The sequence below is a fragment of the Candidatus Dadabacteria bacterium genome (genome assembly GCA_026705445.1).
Classification (GTDB): Bacteria; Desulfobacterota_D; UBA1144; order Nemesobacterales; family Nemesobacteraceae; genus Nemesobacter.
Genome location: JAPPAR010000019.1, coordinates 91,217 through 108,563, shown reverse-complemented (window position 1 = coordinate 108,563; position 17,347 = coordinate 91,217). Strand labels below are relative to the sequence as shown.

Here is a 17,347-nt window from a genome sequence, read left to right as displayed (position 1 = left end):
GGCACAGGGGCAAAAAACAGAGCAAACGAAAGTTCCAACCGAGTCCGGACAACCTAGAGTTTAACGATTGCTACGGATTTTTTCAATCTCGCGAAGCATCTCTTCCCGGACTACACCTTCAAGCTTTTCGCCACCCTCTTTTCCCTTTGGAAAGCTTGCGGTATCTATAGGAGGAAGGATTCTGACTACAATATCCCTGTCGGTATTAAGTTCGTAGGAACCCTTTTTCCTTATATCCTTGCCTCCCCATATGATCATCGGCACAACCGGCACCCTTGAAAGCGAAGCCATAAAAAAACCGCCCTGCTTAAAGGGAAGAAGTTCTCCATCCTCGCTTCTTGTGCCCTCTGGGGCAATAATCACTGAAGGCCCATTTCTTATTTTCCTTACGATTTCCCGGACTCTGTTCGTATCTCCAACCGAACCGTCCCTCGCAACGAAATATTGTCCGCTAAGTGAGCACACCCAGCCGATAAAAGGAATCGAGGCGACTTCATTCTTCATGACCGCCCTCCATTCGAAAGGCAGTGCCGCGGAGAAAACAGGTATGTCTAGGGAACTCTGGTGGTTGAACATCACTATGAAAGGAGCTTGCGGGAAGTTTTCAGTTCCTTTTACGTCAAGCCGCACTCCGCAGGACCAAAGAACTGTTTTTCCCCAAGGCCGAACGGAGCACTTTATAAGATACCTTACGGCAAGAAGTGACATCACGATTCCCACGCTGCCCCAGAATGCCGTAAACAGAGACGAAAGAATTATCGCCACAATGCTTCTTATTTTCTTCATCACTGCTACTCCGTCGCCTCGCAAAAAGAGTTTCCGGGATCCTGGCCTATGCGGGAACTATAATGTTTACTCCCTGCTCCTCAATCCGTATATCATGTTTTCCGGAACGAAGAAGAAATGTCTCCCCGTCCATGTGAGCCGGAAGATCGGTAAAGGTTTCAAACCGCAACTGCTTTGCCCTTACTATACTGACCTCTCGAAGTCCCTCATGGCGGCCCTCAAGCACCTTTTGTATCTTAAAAAGCCTTCCCAGAGAACTCATGTCGCTTATTATATGGATGTCGAGATATCCGTCGAATATGTCAGCACCAGGAGCTAGGTTGAACTTTCCACCCTGAAAAGGGCCGTTTGAAGCGCCGAAGAGAAGCAGTCTTTCGCCCGCGACATCGACTTCTCCATCCATCTCGGAGAAAAAACCCTGGAACCGAAACGCCTCGATCACCGCTCCAACAACGTAACCGAAGGAACCGAAACGCCTGAGGCCCAGATCCCCGAAATCGTGCGCTACGGCCCCGTCCATCCCTACCCCGAAACCGTTTATAAAGCATTTTTCGTCAACAAAAGCCACATCAGCTTTTCTCGTTCGGCCAGAAAAAATATTGTCCACCGCCGCGCGCGTATTAAGGGGAATACCGGCTGCCTTCGAGAAATCGTTCCCGCTGCCTCCCGGAACTATTCCCAAAACAGCTTCGGTTCCGTGAATCGAACTTACGATCTCACTTGACGTACCGTCTCCTCCAAGAGAAATCATGTGGGTAAAGCCTTCACCAAGCCCTTCCGTGGCGATCTCCGCGGCGTGCCCGGGGAACTGCGTCAACCTCACCTCGCAAATAATTTCTTTTGCTTCAAAAGCACTACGGATCTGTTCAAGTGTTGGCCCAGGCGGTTTTGTACCCGCCTTGGGATTTGCTATTACAAGGTATTTCATCCTGTTCTATTGCTCCCGGAATCGGTGATTACGGAACATTATGATACCCTACAACTTGATTAATAATTGTTTTTCTGGTATTAAAACCAGATTTGCAAAAGGAATTCGGAGGATAATTAATGACAGAAGAAGCCGTAGCTAGCGAAAAACTCAGCATGAAAAGCCTGCTTGAAGCGGGGGTACATTTCGGACACCAGAAAAGCCACTGGAACCCGAAAATGAAATCCTTTATCTTCGGAGCAAGGAACGGCATTCACATAATCGATCTTCAGCAGACCGTCACGCTTTTTAACAGGGCGTACACTTTCGTGAAAAACACAGTGGCGGACGGAGGAACCGTTTTGCTGGTGGGGACCAAGAAACAGGCCCGGGGAATAATCGAGGAAGAATCGATCCGATGCAACATGCCCTACATAAACACGCGTTGGCTGGGCGGAACCCTTACCAATTTCAACACGATACGTTCGAGGGTTGATTACCTGCTGGAACTGAAGAAACTTGAGGAAGACGGGCAGATGGAAATGCTTCCGAAAAGGGAAGCGAAAAACCTTAGAAGGGAGATAGTAAAGCTCGAAGGGCTTCTGGGTGGAATAGTAACCATGAGGCGCGCTCCCGACGCTATTTTCGTCGTAGATACAAAAAAAGAGCATATAGCCATAAAAGAAGCGAGAAACCTCTCGATACCGGTTATAGCAATCGTGGACACGAACTGCGATCCCGCAAATGCGGATTATCCGATTCCGAGTAATGACGACGCCATAAGGGCGATAAAGCTGTTCACCTCAAAAATAGCCGACGCCTGCATTGAGGGAACTCACATATACCAGGAGAAACTGGTGAGCGGAGAGGTTGAACAGGTAAAAGAAGACAGCCTTGAGGGCGTAGTGGTAGAAAGGAAGGTATTTGTTTTCAAAGAAGCTGAGTCCGATGAAAGTGAGGAAAGCTTTGTTTCCGTAGCGATCTCCGAATCTTCGCAAAGTGAAGACGCTCGGGCACAGAAAGAGATATCGGAGAATACAGAAGATAAAAAAGAGGATTAAAAATGGCTGAAATCAAGGCAAAAATGGTAAAGGAGTTGAGAGAAAAAACAGGAGCTCCTTTTCTTGACTGCAAGAACGCGCTTGTGGAAACCGACGGGGACTTCGAAAAAGCTTCCGAGGTCCTGAGAATAAAGGGTGTCGCGAAAGCTTCTAAGAAAACTACCAGAAAAACCGACCAAGGAATCATATCCTCATACGTTCACGCAGGTGGCAAGATCGGCGTAATGCTCGAAGTTAACTGCGAAACGGATTTTGTGGCCAGAAACGACGAGTTTCAGAACCTCTGCAGGGAAGTCGCCATGCAGATAGCGGCAAACAATCCGACTTATGTAAGAAAGGAAGAGGTTTCGGAAGAAGAAGTAGAAAATGAAAGGCGGATTCTCAAGGCAGAAGCTATGGAATCGGGAAAACCCGAGAATATAGCGGAAAAAATGGTTGCGGGAAGAATAAACAAGTTTTTCGAGGAGATATGCCTTCTTGAGCAACCCTACATAAGAGATCCCAAGATGAAAGTCATGGACCTTGTAAACAACCTGATAGCCAAAATCGGCGAAAACATAGTTGTAAAAAGGTTCGTAAGATACCAGCTGGGCGAATGAAAAAACTGGACAATGGGATCTTCTGAAAAAACCATCCCGAAATATAAAAGAGTACTGCTGAAACTCAGCGGAGAAGCTCTTCAGGGTCCCGGTCAGTTTGGTATCAGTTCCGACGTAATTGAATACGTCTCCGAAGAAATAAAAACCATCTACTCACTCGGAGTAGAAACGGGCATAGTCATAGGTGGAGGAAATATCTTCAGAGGTGTTTCCAGTTCTTCAAAGGGAATGGACCGTTCCACGGCCGACTACATGGGAATGCTCGCAACCGTGATAAACGCGCTTGCCCTGCAGGATTTTCTTGAAAGAAAAGGGATGTCAACGCGGGTACAGACCGCGCTTGAAATAAAACAGGTTGCCGAACCCTTTATCAAAAGAAGGGCCATACGCCATCTTGAAAAGGGAAGAATAGTCATATTCGCCTCGGGAACAGGCAATCCGTTTTTTACGACCGACACGGCCGCAACCTTAAGAGCGCTGCAGATGGGAGCGGACATCATAATGAAGGCGACTAAAGTTGACGGCATTTATGACAAGGATCCTGTTAAAAACAAAGATGCTTCGAAGTTCACCGAGCTCACATACATGGAAATTCTGAAGAAAGGGTTAAAAGTTATGGATGCAACCTCAATCTCTCTTTGCATGGAAGGGAATATTCCCATAGTAGTGTTCGATCTTTTTGAGAAAGGCAACATAGAGAAAGTTATAAGAGGAGAGAAAGTAGGTACTATTGTAAAGAGCGGTACGGAACAATGAGTGAAGAACTGTCTGTTGAAGAACTTTATATTGACGCCGAAGACAGGATGGACAAGACAGTAAGCGTTTTCGATCAGGAACTCTCCAGAATAAGAACCGGCAGGGCGTCAGCAGCTCTTGTCGACACGATGAGAGTTTCCTACTTCGGTGCCCAGACACCTATTAACCAACTCGCCAACGTTTCGGTGCCCGATAGTTCGACCATACTTATACAGGCTTGGGACCCGGGTGCGGTCGAGGAAATCCAAAAGGCAATCGCGCAGTCCGAACTCGGAATAACTCCGTCGGTCGACGGAAACACGATAAGGCTTACTATACCGCCGCTGACGGAGCAGAGAAGAAAGGAACTCGTCAGGCACACGGGAAAAGTCGCCGAAGAACACAGGGTGTCCGTAAGGCAGATAAGAAAAGATGCGAACAACCTCATAAAGAAAGCCGGGAAAACAGAGAACCTTCCAGAAGATGAAATAAAAAAAGCCCTCTCCGAAATACAGCAACTGACAGATGAGAGAATAAGCAGGCTAAACGCCCTGCTTGAAAAGAAAGAAAAAGAAATACTGGAAATCTGAGAACCGCGCGGATTACCGCCCGATAACCCTGATACCATCCATATAGGGGACTAGTACCTCAGGAACCTCCACCGTCCCCTCTTCGGTCTGGAAGTTCTCAACAATCGCCAGCAGAGCCCTGCCCACAGCCACCCCGGAACCATTAAGAGTATGGAGATAGGCCGGCTTGGACCCCTTTGATTTTCTGTATCTTATGTTGGCGCGCCTTGCCTGAAACGCCTCAAAATTGCTGCAGGACGATATTTCCCTGTATCTACCCTCGCTAGGCACCCATACTTCAAGATCATAAGTCTTGGCGGAAGAAAATCCCATGTCTCCCGTGCAAAGAAGAACAACCCTGTAAGGAATACCCAAAAGTTCAAGAATCTTGGCAGCATCAGCAGTCAACATTTCAAGTTCCTCGTACGAGTTCTCCGGGTCAGCGAAGCGTACAAGCTCCACCTTGTTAAACTGATGCTGCCTGATTATCCCGTGCACGTCCTTCCCGTAAGAACCCGCTTCCTTTCTGAAGCACGGAGTGTAAGCCACGTATTTAATCGGAAGCATCTCCGGGGGAATTATCTCGTCGCGGTGAATGTTGGTAACGGGAACCTCGGCAGTGGGAATCATGTAATAGTCCGTATCGCTAAGCTTGAAAAGGTCTTCCTCGAATTTGGGGAGATTTCCCGTTCCAGTAAGACTCTCCGTGTTGGCTACGAAGGGAGTGAGAACCTCTGTGTACCCGTGCTGCTTGGTATGAACATCGAGCATGAAGTTTATAAGGGCTCTCTCAAGCCGCGCGCCCGCGTTTTTGTAAAGCGCAAACCGTGCACCTGCGATCTTCGTCGCCCTCGGAAGATCCAGTATGTCGAGCTCGGCTCCCAGCAACACGTGGTCCTTTACCTCGAAATCGAAATCCCTCGGTTCTCCCCACTTCCTTATCTCGACGTTTGCCGTGTCGTCCGGACCCTCGGGAACCGAGGAATCGGGCATGTTGGGAACGGTCAGAAGAAACTCCCTGAGAAGCCCCTCCACTTCCGCTTTCTTCTCGTTAAGATCCTTTACCTCTTCCGAGAGAGCCTTCAGTTCGGGCAGAAGTTCTGCAAGTCCCTGCTGATCTCCAGACCTCTTAAGGGCACCCACCTTTCTTGAGCCCTCGTTTCTCTGGTGTTCCAGAGTCTCAACCCTTTTTATTATCTCTTTTCTGCGGGAATTCAGTACCGCAAACTCCGATAGGTCTGTCTCAAAACCGCGGGTAGCGAGTTTTTCTCCCACAAGGTCAATATTTTGCTCAACTAATTTGGGATCCAGCATCTGAAACACGTGCTCCGGCAGAACTTGAAAAAACCAAAAGTCAGGGGTTTAACTTTACACTCGCAGCCGATATTTTCAAACAATCTGGGACTTTGCACAAAAGATTCTTTTCGGGTTTAATAACTGGATATACAAAGCTAAAAGAGCGTCAAGAAAGGGAGCAAACAATGAAGATACTGAATAACGGAATAGAAATAAACTACTTTGGACATTCCACTTTCTCGGTAAAATCTCCCGGCGGCAAAACAGTGATGCTTGACCCGTGGCTTGAGGGAAATCCCTCCTGTCCGGAACAGCTTCGCGACCCGGGCCATGTTGACATCATAGCAGTCACACACGGGCACTTTGACCACATAAGCGACGTGATCCCTCTTTGCAGAAAATATAATGCGAAAGTGGTAGCGAACTGGGAAATCTGCGACTGGCTGAGTTCAAAGGGGGTTGAAACCTGCATGCCGTGCAACAAAGGGGGCAATGTGGTCATAGACGGAATAAGGTTCACAGTGACCCACGCTCAGCACAGCAGCAGCATGAAGGAGGAAGACGGGACGGTTATCTACGGTGGAGAGCCTGTAGGTTACGTAATAAAGTTTGAAAACGACTACACAATATACCACGCCGGAGATACAAACATTTTCGGTGACATGAAACTCATATCGGAACTATACAAACCGGAGATGGCAATGCTTCCTATTGGAGACCTCTTCACGATGTCTCCGCTTGAGGCATCATACGCTTGCAGGCTGCTTGGCGTGAAGTGGGTCATTCCAATGCACTACGGAACTTTTCCGCTCCTTGTGGGAACTCCAGATGAACTGAAGTCGCTGACCAAGGGCATGGATTCGCTTAGCGTGCTTGCCTTGGAACCGGGACAGCAGATCACATGACCTGTAGAGAACTTTCAGACCTAAGAACCAAGGGACCTTTTTTGTGCTCATAGAAAGGCAGCTTCACGAAACAGAGTTATGAAAAACCTAGGAAAATTGCTGGTTACCATTGTCCTGCTCCTTGCGGTTTCCTGCGGGGGAAAACAGGCGATTTACGAAGGAACAGCGGAGCAGCTTAACAACGAAGTCCTTGAAGAGCTTAACAAGGAAGGCGGGTTGGGGATATTCGGAGGGACAAATTACGACAAGGTATTCGATATCCTAAAGGAAATACAGATCCGCTATCCCTACACCAAGTACGCTGCGCTGGCCGAACTCAGAAGCGGTGATGTCTATTTTAAGAAAAAGGAATACACCCTGGCCGCTGAGGAATACGAAAATTTCATAGCGAACCATCCGGGTCACAAAGAACTTGATTACGCAATGTATCGCCTCGGACTCTCCTACTATAAGATGAAAGCGGGGAAGGACAGAAACCATTCAAAACGGCTTCAGTCAATAAAGTGGTTTACACTGCTTAATAAGACCTATCCCGACTCCCCGTACGCTGAGCAGACACAGGATAAAATCGAGAAATCCAGAAGAATGCTCGCGGAAAGAGAAATCTACATAGGGAAATTCTATCAGAAGAAAAAGAACTACGAGGCGGCGGCGCAAAGATACAGAAACGTTCTTGAAAATTACTCCGACACCGAATACGCCGAGAAAGCCAGGAAGCTTCTCAGAGAGACTGAGGAAAAATCATCCAAGCAGTCATCCTAGTAACAGGAGAAACCTTTCCCCGAAGGTGCGGGCAAGCAATCCGCCACGTGAATTTAACGACAAGGTAATTTGCCGGGCGGCTGTGCGTATCGATCCGGAACGCGCGTTTTAATCAGACGATGTAATTCCACTCAAACAAAAAACAGAAATGGTGAAGACATACAAGCTGCTTGCATATCTAGTTGTGATTATCTTTCTCGCCTCCTGCGGGTCTGCTGATGAAGAGGAGATAAATCTGCTTTTGGACAAGAGAGTCAGGTCCTTTCAGCTAAAAGACCCTGAAATGTATTCTGAGTGTATACACGAAGATTACAGGGCAACTTCAGGGGAAAAAGTTGTTGACAAGCACGAGCTGGTAAGCAGGTTCAAGGACCAGGTATCCACCATTGACACGGTATCGTTCGGCGAATCCGAAAGATACATATACATCAACGGGACAGACGCAAGGGTAATGATGCTCTCTTCGATTGACGTAAAGATAGATAGTTATTCAATGACATATAAAGCCAGAGAGGTTATTAACTTATCGAAAGTACTGGGGAAGTGGAGAATAACCAAGGAGTCTATGCTTAACTTGCTCAGTGGAACTATGGTTCTTGATAACTAAGAACTAGCCGAATTTCTTTTCAATATCTTCCTGCTCTTCTTTACACTCTATGCAAAGAGTAGTCTCTGGTCTTGCAATCAGTCTCTGCTCCGAGATCTCCTCTTCACACACCTCACAGATTCCGTAAGAACCATTCTCAAGTCTAGCGAGCGCGTCGCGTATTTTCCGAAGCAGCTTTCTCTCCCTGTCCCTTTCCCGCAGTTCAAGAACCCTGTTCGACTCGGATAGCGCCCTGTCAAGTGGATCTGGGAAAGAATTGGACCCCTTACTCATCCTATCAACAGTATCATAGGCAATGCCCAGTATGTCGGACATCTTCTGAATCAGGATGGTTCTTACCGTCTCCCTGGTTTCTGCCTTCATGGAGAATATTATATATACCTACGTTTTTTTGTAAATTTGACGAAACGCGACAAATACAATTAATTATCCGCCATGGCGAGAATGAAGAGACTTACGATTGAGTTGCCGGGAGAAATGGCTGCACTTGTTTCAGATCTGCTCTTGGGTCTTGAAGCCGGAGCCGTTAGCGAGGAGCAAAGAGACCACGGAGAACCGTTAATTCATGCGTATTTCAAGGAAGAAACGGACATTGCGGGAATCATAACAACCGTAAGGGAGTTCTCTATGCTTTTTAGCGAAAACGCCGAGGCGGTCCGGTTCACCACCCGATACATAAATCAAGCAGACTGGGAAGGTTGGAAATCCTATTTGAAACCGGTAAGGGCGAGTCGTCGAATAGTTATCAAACCTCCATGGGAAAAACAATACAAGGCGGAGCGGGGAACCAAGATAGTTGAAATAAACCCGGGAAACGCCTTTGGCACGGGACATCATGAAACAACAAGAATATGCGTAAGTTATCTGGACGAAATTATCGAAAAATCCCCTGGGTGTTCTGTTTTTGACGTGGGATGCGGGAGCGGTATTCTGGGTATCTGCTCAATCAAACTGGGAGCGTACATTTCGTTTTGCGCAGACATTGATTTCAAGGCCGCAAAAGAAACTATCTCGAATTCCGCAAGGAACGCGACTTCCGACAAGGTAAAAGTCTGGTGTGGTTCTGCGGACTGTACACGGAAAAAATTCGATGTGGTTGTTTCTAACACATCCAAGGATACTCTTATTTCAATGAGGGAGAGTCTAAAAGAGAGACTTCTCCCCCTGGGACATCTTATAGTGTCCGGCATACAGGCAAACGAGAAACGTGAAGTGGCCGAAATTTACGGAAACTCGGGTTATGATATTGTCAGTGGGAAGGTCGAGGGCGGATGGGCCGGACTGCTCCTTAGGTTAAAGAAAACGAGAAAGCCTGAAAAATGAACTCTTTTAAAACTATAGAATGGAAAGACGACAGGGTCTTAATGATTGACCAGAGAAAGCTTCCGGGAGAGGAAGTCTACGTTGAATGCACTACTTTTGAAGAGGTGGCCGAATGTATAAGGAAACTGGTTATCAGGGGAGCCCCGGCGATAGGAATAGCGGCCGCCATGGGAATGGCTCTCGGAGCCTCGGGTATCGGAAACGATTGCTCCTATGAAAATTTCGAAGAGCGCATGAAAGCCATATCGGATCACCTGGCCCTGACGCGACCGACAGCCGTAAATCTGTTTTGGGCCATCGCCAGAATGAACAGACTGATTTCCAAGTGCAGAGGCAAAGAAATTGAAGAGATAAAAAACCTTCTCATAACCGAGGCGATCAATATACAGAAAGAAGACATTGAGATATGCATGCAGATCGGGGAAAACGGATCCAAACTCATAAGAGAAAACTCTGTCATACTCACGCACTGCAACGCCGGAGGACTCGCCACCGCCGGTTATGGAACAGCTCTAGGGGTAATAAGGTCAGCCTTTAACCAAGGCAAGAATATAAGCGTAATATCATCAGAGACAAGACCCGTTCTCCAAGGAGCGAGGCTCACTACGTGGGAACTTGAGCGGGATGGAATCCCGGTCCGTTTGATAACCGACAGCATGGCCGGGCATCTGATGAGTAAGGGGATCGTGAATTCGGTTGTGGTCGGGGCTGACAGGGTAGCTTCAAATGGAGATACGGCAAACAAGATAGGAACCTATTCCCTCTCCGTCCTGGCCAAGCATCACGGCATTCCCTTTTACGTAGCGGCCCCCACTTCAACCATAGATACCGAATGCTTAAGCGGAGAGGATATTATAATTGAGCAAAGGGAACCCGAAGAAGTAACGCACATAGACGGGAAAAAAATAAGTGCGGAAGTAACCGCAATCAATCCCGCTTTTGACATTACACCGGCCGAAAATATCGAATGCCTGATAACTGAAGTCGGACTGTTTAAGAAACCCTATACTAAATCTCTCGGCAGACTTAAAAAGAAAGATCAGTAATCTCCCCTTTCAATTTCCTCCTGAGCTTCGACGCTCAGTTTCGTAAAGGGCATGACCATCAGCCTCTCTTCGCCTATTTTTTCCCCTGTAACCTCGCAGAAACCATATTCCCCGTTTTCAATCCTCTTTAGAGCATCATCTATCTGGTGCAGTTTGCTGCGCTCCCTGTTCGAAAGAGTAAGGGCAAGTTCTCTCTGCCTGTCTTCGGATGCGTGATCATAAAAATCTCCGACATTGAAACGCAGATGATCCGATTCCTCTTTCATTGATCGGGTTACATCTTTAAGCAGTTCCTTTCTCATCTCTTTAAGCATGGCAGTCATCTGGTTAAGGAACTTCTTTGTATATTTTCTGGGGTTGGTTCTCTTCGACTTAGCTTTTGTTCCGGTCGCCGCAGAAGAACTTTCCTTCGAGGTCTTTTTTTCAGGTTTCTCCTTTTTTACTCTGGGCACGTTGACTCCTCCGGTAATCAAAGTCTAAAATTTTTAGGGTGAATTAAGATAAAATTATTATTCCTTTTGTCAATACCGGTCGTTGCCAGCAATTGGGAACTATTATCTTGTCATATTCCCCGCCTCGGTGATAATATAGCTTTCTCAATTGTGACCCTTCCGAAATGAAAAAAGGCTCTAACAATAGGGACGCCTGGGCGACCAAGACAGGCCTTATATTAGCCATGGCGGGCAACGCAATAGGCCTCGGCAACTTTCTTAGATTTCCAACGCAGGCCGCGGAAAACGGCGGCGGCGCTTTTATGATCCCCTATTTTATAGCATTTATCCTGATAGGGATTCCGATCATGTGGATGGAATGGGGAATGGGAAGGTATGGAGGGTCTCGCGGGCACGGAACAACCCCCGCAATATTCAATCTTTTCTGGAAAAGCCCCATTTCCAAAACCCTTGGCGTTATAGGGCTCTGGATACCCCTTGTCGTAACAATTTACTACGTTTACATTGAATCCTGGACCTTGGGATACGCTCTGCATTTTCTCCTAGGAAGCAATCCCAGTCTCGATCCGGGGTCGGTTTCAAACGCCGCGGAGTACGTAAAACCCTACAGCAGCTTTCTCGCCGATTATCTCGGTGCGGGAGACGGGGTGTTCCTCACCCCTTCCAAGATGGCTATTATCGCCTTTGTAATCACAATCAGTGCAAATTTCTACATCATGCTGAAAGGAATATCGGGAGGCATAGAGATATTCGTCAAGTATGCCCTCCCCATGCTGTTTGTCCTGGCGATAATACTCGTAGTAAAAACTCTGACGCTCAAAACTGATTACGGAACCGCGATAGATGGGCTTAACTTTCTCTGGAATCCCGACTTTGAAGCCCTTAAGAACCCGAAAGTATGGATAGCGGCGGCCGGGCAGATTTTCTTTACGCTGAGTCTGGCTTTCGGAGCAATAGTTGCGTACGCATCCTACATAAAGATCGATGATGACGTAACCCTAAGCGGCCTGACTTCGGCAACTCTTAACGAGACAGTGGAGGTGATTCTCGGGGGCTCGATAGCCATTCCGGCTGCAGTGGCGTTCTTCGGAGTCGCAAGTGTGGTCACCGTAGCACAATCAGGTGCATTCAGCTTGGGATTCGTAAGCCTCCCCGCAGTGTTCAGCAGCATTTCGGGAAGCCTAGGAGGGGTTGAGGCGGGCAGAATCTTCGGATTCTTGTGGTTTTTTCTCCTGTTTTTCGCCGGCATGACCTCGTCCGTAGCTATAGCATATCCCGTAGTAACCTTCCTTCAGGATGAGTTCCGCATCTCGAGAGAAAGAGCTGTCGTATACACCATGCTGATAATAATTGTAAGCGTGCTGCCGGTGATACTGATAAGCCAGGTCCTTGACGAATGGGATTTCTGGGCCGGCACCATAATGCTCGTCGTATTCGGATTCATTGAAATTGTAATGTTCATGTGGGTATTCGGGGCCGATAAAGCTTGGAATGAAATAAACTCGGGGGGATTTATAAAGGCGCCACGGGTTTTTTACTACATCCTAAAATATCTGACGCCGTTTTTCCTTCTGATTCTCATGTCGTGGTGGGGATACAGCAGTCTGCCTTCGATAATCGGAGAGACTAGCTGGAATATCTGGTTCGCTAGGCTTTATATTGCAGGGTTGTTTGTTTTCCTTTTAGCTATGGTTTATATTGCCGGTAGGAGGGAAAGATAATGGATTTCGCCGCTGCACTCTTCATGTTTATCTCTTGGGCAAGCGTCTTGAGTCTTCTCTCTTTCTGCCTGATAAAATTCCACAGAAACCCCAAGTAGCTGCCGCGGTAGCATCTTAAGATGTTCCGCGACCTTGGTTGGCAACCAGCAGGTGTTGCCGGCTTAGCCCTGTTCCGTTTCTTTTTGAAGAACTTCCTTGGGTTTTCCGATACGGAGAATTCTTATAACGTCTTCAAGCTGGTGTATCAAAAAGAGGGTAAGAGCAAAAGACGTAGCGAAAAGAACTAGGGAATTTCCTCCGATTATCGCTATGAGAACTAACCCGGCCGAATAATAATTTCTTCTCCCCAAAAAGCGAAGACGGGCAAGCAGTTTCCTTAGGAGGGAAAGCTCCTCGGGATTGATATGCTTGTCGACTTCAAAGTACGCAACCAGACTGCCGGAATCTGTGTACTTTATCAGAAAGTAAAACGACCATATCAGAAACAGGATGAAGATGATGATATTATAGCTTCCGAGGATCACCGCAACGGTGCTTCCGGTCTGAAGGTAATATCCAACAGGAACTCCGATCAGGAAGGAAAGCACCGTGAACTGGTCACTTATGGTATCAACCCACTGCCCTTTTTTTGTCTCCATAAGCTTTATTCTCGCGACTTCTCCGTCACACCTGTCCAAAACAGTTGCCACCTGCATGAAAAGAGCACCGAGCACCGGATGACCAAGGGCGTAAAGCGGCCCGCAGAGCACCCCTATCAGGTTAGTCAGAACGCTAACAGCGTTAGGCGTAAGAGATGTTCTTATCAGGAGCTTGCTCAAAGGAAGAGACATCCGGCCGTTTATATTTCTGGCTATCCATCCGGTAGCCGTTTTACCTACGTGAGAAAAGATGATTCTTTCCGCTTCTTTTCGAGATTCCTTGGTATCCGAAAGGCGATACCAGTACCCGCTGTCGGCACTGAAGATTCTCATACGGTTCCGGGTGGCCTCGTCACCAAGCCAAGTATTGAGCCCGGCAGCCGAAAGCACAGATGGGACTTCTGTGAAGTTTACGGAGAAAGCGCCAAAGACGCTGCTTCCTCCACCGAAATACTTGGTTACGTAACCGGTTTCCCTGTCCATGCCAACAACAGGATCAGCGTCCTGCTGAACAAGCACAGAAAACTCATCCTCGCGGCAATCAGATGAATCACGAATGAATTTTTCAAGGGAATTGGAGTTTGTGACAACCAGAGAGGATTCTAAAATAAGAACCCTGCCCGAATCTATCGACAGCGACTCTCCAGGTGGGACCCAGTTTATGTCCGATGTGATTCTCGGGTCATCAATAAGCAGGTTTTTTAGAAGACCCGCGTTGTCGGTAATTATATGAAACTGCTCAGTTCCGGCACGTTGACAATTTATTATAATTCTTTTGAGTTGAGGGACTTGCGCTATCGATTTGCTTGGGAATTTGGATAGATCCTCGCCATTTGTTCCTGTGCCAGAACAAAGTACAATAGCGTCTTTCATGGCAGATTATTCGGAGGAGTCAACAACTCTCAGAAGATTTGGGGCACGGTATTCCTTTTTCAAGAATCTGTCAGCCTGTTTTCTCGCCCTGAAAAGATCTAGCGGACAGTCGACATCCATCCAGTAAAGTTCGCCTATATCGAGGGGCTTGATTTTATACCCCTTGCTTATAAGCCTGTGTATTGAGGAAATGTACCATTTGCCTTCGGCACCGGGATTCCTCATCTCTTCCTCAACCGCCCTTTTGAGCAGTTCAACACCCGTATCCCTGAACACTCTTATGCCGACTGATTCGGCGGAGGTCTCGGCGTTTGAAATCTCCTTGCTTATCTTCGTGATTCTGCTGTTGTTGACAACAACTTTCATGTCCTCCCTTTCATATCGAGATCTCTTTTTTATGGGAAGACAGATTTTTTCATCCCTGACTGCAAGCGCCTTGTCCAGAACACCTATCTCGTATACATCGTCTCCGTTCATGACCACTAAATCTTCGTCAAATTCGCTCCTGGCTATCCAGAGAGACACAAGGCTGTTTGTAGATTGATAGAATGGGTTGTAAAGGGTGTTGATTCTCATTCCCAGGCCATCGTAATTCCTTAGGAAATCCTCCACTCTCTCAAAACCGAAACCCACGACGATCACAACTTCGTTTATGCCGCAGTCCCTTATAAGGTTTATCTGGTGTTCAAGTATGGATATATTCCCAATATCAAGAAGACACTTGGGCTTGTCGTGAGTGTAGGGATATAGTCTAGTTCCCCTACCCGCTGCAAGTATTATAGCTTTCATAAGTCAGATTTTTTAAATACAAAGTCATACACCCGTGGAATCGAGAAAAGCAGACGATAACCCCGGCGAAAAACACGAGGAATAACGCCTTATTTCTTCAACATCCTCCGGGAACTAATGTAACTATAGGAGCTAGGTATGTCAAACAGGGCTTTAATCCGCAAGTCTTACGCGGGTTTTGGCTGAAACAAGGGGAAGTCACCCATCGGTCGCAAGTTTAAGACCGTTAATTCCAGATTTTATGCTGATTATATTGTTCATCTCATCAACGTATATAAGCTTGGGTCTGTGTGTTTGGCTCTGTTCTTCATCATAGATTGCAAAATCCGCTATTATCAAGCAATCGCCTTTTCTCGCAAGATGCGCCGCCGCACCGTTTACACAAACTATGTTTGAACCTCTCGCGCCTTCAATCACGTAGGTTGAAAAACGGTGGCCATTGGTCAGATTGAAAATGTGAACCTCTTCATAGGGAAACAGATCCGCTGCGTCCATGAGATTTCTATCAAGCGTAAGACTCCCTTCATAATCCAACTCGGCATCAGTTACCGTAACTCTGTGTAGTTTGGATTTAAGGAGTACTCTCTGCATTACCAACCTCTTAAAGCACGATATTATCGATAAGCCTGGTATCGTCCAGCCTCACGGCCAGCGCCACCAAATCACCCTCCGCGGCTCTGTGCCGGAGCTCTAGAGTTTCAGGGTCTCTTATCTCAATATAATCAATATCATTAATTTGAGCCATACGCAATACCCTATCTGCCTCGGCAAGCAGAATTTTGCAGTCATCGCAACCGCTTTTGAACTTCTTTCTGATCTCTCCCAGGGCTTTGCTCACCGAAGCCGCCTTGATTCTCTGCTCCGCGCTGAGGTAAGCGTTTCTTGAGCTCATGGCAAGTCCGTCAGGTTCCCGTACTATCGGCATTTCCACTATCTCGATGTCCATATCAAAATCCCGTACCATCTTCTGAACAATCTTAAGCTGCTGGTAGTCCTTTCTTCCAAACACCGCAAAATCCGGACGGACAATGTTAAACAGCTTAAGCACAACCGTCGCTACCCCGTCAAAATGCCCCGGCCTGAAAGGACCGCAGAGGCAGTCCCCAAGATTTCCCACAGAAACCGTGGTCTGAAAGCCGTCGGGATAAATATCGCTTATATCCGGATAAAACAGATAGTTAACGCCGCAGCGCGCGAGTTTTTCCACGTCGCCTTCGTAGTCCCTTTCGTAACGATCAAAGTCCTCACCGGGTCCGAACTGAGTGGGGTTAACAAAAACACTTGCGACCGTCACGTCCGCCCTTCTAACCGATTCCTCCACGAGGGTAATATGCCCTGTGTGCAGGGCCCCCATAGTGGGAACAAAGCCGAGTTTCTTGCCCGCTTTCCTGCAAGCATCGGAAATCCTCTTCATGTCGGAAGGGCAGTTGAGCACAGAAAGCGCCCCCGCACTATCCATAAGACTGCTCCTGCGAAGGAAAAGTCCCTTTTTTTACCTCTTTCACGTATTTTTTTGTTGAATCGGAGATTGTCTTTGCAATCTTCGCGTATTTCTTGACGAACTTGGGGAGTGGCTCCGGCGTCAGGCCTATCATGTCGTTTACAACAAGCACCTGTCCGTCGCAATTCCCCCCGGACCCTATCCCGACTGTCGGTATTCCTAGACTCTCGGTAACATCTCTGGCCACCTCAGACAAAACGCTTTCGATAACCACCATGAAAGCGCCCGCCTGCTCACAGGACTTGGCGAGATCCAAAAGCGTTTCGCGCTCGCCCGGCAGACTTCCCTGTACCTTGTAACCACCCATTACGTGAACAGACTGCGGACAAAGCCCTATATGAGCAACAACGGGAATCCCGGCTTTCTGGATGCGGTACACGGTATCAACGTATGCATCATTTACCTCAAGCTTAACCGACTCAGCCCTCCCTTCCTTTAAAAGTCTTCCGGCGCTCTCTATAGCATCTTCGGGAGATTTCTGATAGGAAAGAAAGGGCATATCCGTGCACAGATGGGCCCGGTTCACACCTCTTGAAACGATCTTCGTGTGATAAATCATTTCATCCAGCGTAACCGAAAGCGTATCTTCAAGGCCCTGAACCACATTGCCTAGAGAATCTCCAACCAGAACCACATCTACTCCCGCTGCGTCCACTATCGCGGCAATGGTAGCATCGTACGCCGTTATCATGACGATTTTCTCACCCTGCTCCTTCATCTTACGAAAATCAGTTGTTCTCAGTTTTTTCATTATTCGACTCTATCTCTTTTTCGAAA

20 protein-coding genes are annotated in these 17,347 nt (G+C 47.4%); 10 read left to right on the top strand and 10 right to left on the bottom strand.

Annotation, left to right across the window (positions count from 1 at the left end; genetic code table 11):
* Positions 1-60 precede the first annotated feature (60 nt).
* Both OXG75_04320 and OXG75_04315 read right to left on the bottom strand, forming a co-directional pair.
* Positions 61-786, bottom strand: a complete 726-nt coding sequence (locus OXG75_04320) for a lysophospholipid acyltransferase family protein (protein MCY3625209.1) — start codon at positions 784-786, stop codon at positions 61-63.
* Positions 787-832: 46 nt separating this feature from the next.
* Entirely contained in the window at positions 833-1,714 is an 882-nt protein-coding gene (locus tag OXG75_04315) for a diacylglycerol kinase family lipid kinase (protein ID MCY3625208.1), read from the bottom strand.
* 119 nt (positions 1,715-1,833) lie between these two features.
* On the opposite strand from OXG75_04315, the gene rpsB reads away from it, so the two are divergent.
* From rpsB to frr, 4 genes are read left to right on the top strand one after another with little or no spacing between them, the layout of a single operon-like run.
* Positions 1,834-2,754, top strand: coding sequence for a 30S ribosomal protein S2 (rpsB, locus tag OXG75_04310; protein ID MCY3625207.1), 921 nt, complete (start codon positions 1,834-1,836; stop codon positions 2,752-2,754).
* Between the two features lie 2 nt (positions 2,755-2,756).
* Positions 2,757-3,353: a translation elongation factor Ts gene (tsf, locus tag OXG75_04305; GenBank protein ID MCY3625206.1), complete on the top strand. Its 597-nt coding sequence runs from the start codon at positions 2,757-2,759 to the stop codon at positions 3,351-3,353.
* 12 nt (positions 3,354-3,365) lie between these two features.
* Positions 3,366-4,109 carry a UMP kinase gene (gene pyrH / locus OXG75_04300; GenBank protein ID MCY3625205.1) on the top strand — a complete coding sequence of 248 codons (744 nt, stop codon included), beginning with the start codon at positions 3,366-3,368 and terminating at the stop codon, positions 4,107-4,109.
* Complete coding sequence (gene frr / locus OXG75_04295) at positions 4,106-4,678, top strand: ribosome recycling factor (protein ID MCY3625204.1); 573 nt, start codon at positions 4,106-4,108, stop codon at positions 4,676-4,678. The genes pyrH and frr overlap by 4 nt, the downstream gene beginning before the upstream one ends.
* Before the next feature lie 12 nt (positions 4,679-4,690).
* Here the strand turns inward: frr and serS are convergent, their stop codons facing one another.
* Positions 4,691-5,971 carry a serine--tRNA ligase gene (serS, locus tag OXG75_04290; GenBank protein MCY3625203.1) on the bottom strand — a complete coding sequence of 427 codons (1,281 nt, stop codon included), beginning with the start codon at positions 5,969-5,971 and terminating at the stop codon, positions 4,691-4,693.
* Positions 5,972-6,138: 167 nt separating this feature from the next.
* Here serS and OXG75_04285 point away from each other — a divergent pair, with 167 nt between their 5' ends.
* The 3 genes from OXG75_04285 to OXG75_04275 all read left to right on the top strand — a co-directional run bounded on the left by OXG75_04285 (position 6,139) and on the right by OXG75_04275 (position 8,227).
* On the top strand, positions 6,139-6,858 hold the full coding sequence (locus OXG75_04285) for a metal-dependent hydrolase (GenBank protein ID MCY3625202.1): 720 nt from the start codon (positions 6,139-6,141) through the stop codon (positions 6,856-6,858).
* 78 nt (positions 6,859-6,936) lie between these two features.
* Positions 6,937-7,620 (top strand): outer membrane protein assembly factor BamD, encoded by a 684-nt coding sequence (gene bamD, locus OXG75_04280; GenBank protein MCY3625201.1) that lies wholly within the window; start codon positions 6,937-6,939, stop codon positions 7,618-7,620.
* A 184-nt stretch (positions 7,621-7,804) separates the two neighbouring features.
* Complete coding sequence (locus tag OXG75_04275; GenBank protein MCY3625200.1) at positions 7,805-8,227, top strand: hypothetical protein; 423 nt, start codon at positions 7,805-7,807, stop codon at positions 8,225-8,227.
* 3 nt (positions 8,228-8,230) lie between these two features.
* Here the strand turns inward: OXG75_04275 and dksA are convergent, their stop codons facing one another.
* Entirely contained in the window at positions 8,231-8,590 is a 360-nt protein-coding gene (gene dksA, locus OXG75_04270; protein ID MCY3625199.1) for an RNA polymerase-binding protein DksA, read from the bottom strand.
* Positions 8,591-8,671: 81 nt separating this feature from the next.
* Between dksA and OXG75_04265 the strand changes: the two genes are divergently transcribed.
* Complete coding sequence (locus OXG75_04265; GenBank protein ID MCY3625198.1) at positions 8,672-9,550, top strand: 50S ribosomal protein L11 methyltransferase; 879 nt, start codon at positions 8,672-8,674, stop codon at positions 9,548-9,550.
* Complete coding sequence (mtnA, locus tag OXG75_04260) at positions 9,547-10,596, top strand: S-methyl-5-thioribose-1-phosphate isomerase (protein ID MCY3625197.1); 1,050 nt, start codon at positions 9,547-9,549, stop codon at positions 10,594-10,596. Before OXG75_04265 ends, mtnA begins: the two co-directional genes overlap by 4 nt.
* Here the strand turns inward: mtnA and OXG75_04255 are convergent.
* A complete protein-coding gene (locus OXG75_04255) occupies positions 10,590-11,048 on the bottom strand; it encodes a TraR/DksA C4-type zinc finger protein (GenBank protein ID MCY3625196.1) in 459 nt (152 codons plus the stop codon). The genes mtnA and OXG75_04255 overlap by 7 nt on opposite strands.
* A gap of 164 nt (positions 11,049-11,212) precedes the next feature.
* Here OXG75_04255 and OXG75_04250 point away from each other — a divergent pair, with 164 nt between their 5' ends.
* Positions 11,213-12,769 (top strand): sodium-dependent transporter, encoded by a 1,557-nt coding sequence (locus tag OXG75_04250; GenBank protein MCY3625195.1) that lies wholly within the window; start codon positions 11,213-11,215, stop codon positions 12,767-12,769.
* A gap of 161 nt (positions 12,770-12,930) precedes the next feature.
* Here OXG75_04250 and OXG75_04245 read toward each other — a convergent pair whose 3' ends face one another.
* From OXG75_04245 to panB, 5 genes are all read right to left on the bottom strand, one after another.
* Positions 12,931-14,280 (bottom strand): CDP-alcohol phosphatidyltransferase family protein, encoded by a 1,350-nt coding sequence (locus tag OXG75_04245; protein MCY3625194.1) that lies wholly within the window; start codon positions 14,278-14,280, stop codon positions 12,931-12,933.
* Positions 14,281-14,286: 6 nt separating this feature from the next.
* Complete coding sequence (locus tag OXG75_04240; protein MCY3625193.1) at positions 14,287-15,069, bottom strand: phosphocholine cytidylyltransferase family protein; 783 nt, start codon at positions 15,067-15,069, stop codon at positions 14,287-14,289.
* Positions 15,070-15,267: 198 nt separating this feature from the next.
* Positions 15,268-15,660, bottom strand: coding sequence for an aspartate 1-decarboxylase (locus tag OXG75_04235; protein MCY3625192.1), 393 nt, complete (start codon positions 15,658-15,660; stop codon positions 15,268-15,270).
* A 10-nt stretch (positions 15,661-15,670) separates the two neighbouring features.
* Complete coding sequence (panC, locus tag OXG75_04230; GenBank protein MCY3625191.1) at positions 15,671-16,528, bottom strand: pantoate--beta-alanine ligase; 858 nt, start codon at positions 16,526-16,528, stop codon at positions 15,671-15,673.
* Positions 16,521-17,321: a 3-methyl-2-oxobutanoate hydroxymethyltransferase gene (gene panB / locus OXG75_04225; GenBank protein ID MCY3625190.1), complete on the bottom strand. Its 801-nt coding sequence runs from the start codon at positions 17,319-17,321 to the stop codon at positions 16,521-16,523. The genes panC and panB overlap by 8 nt, the downstream gene beginning before the upstream one ends.
* Between the last annotated feature and the right edge of the window lie 26 nt (positions 17,322-17,347).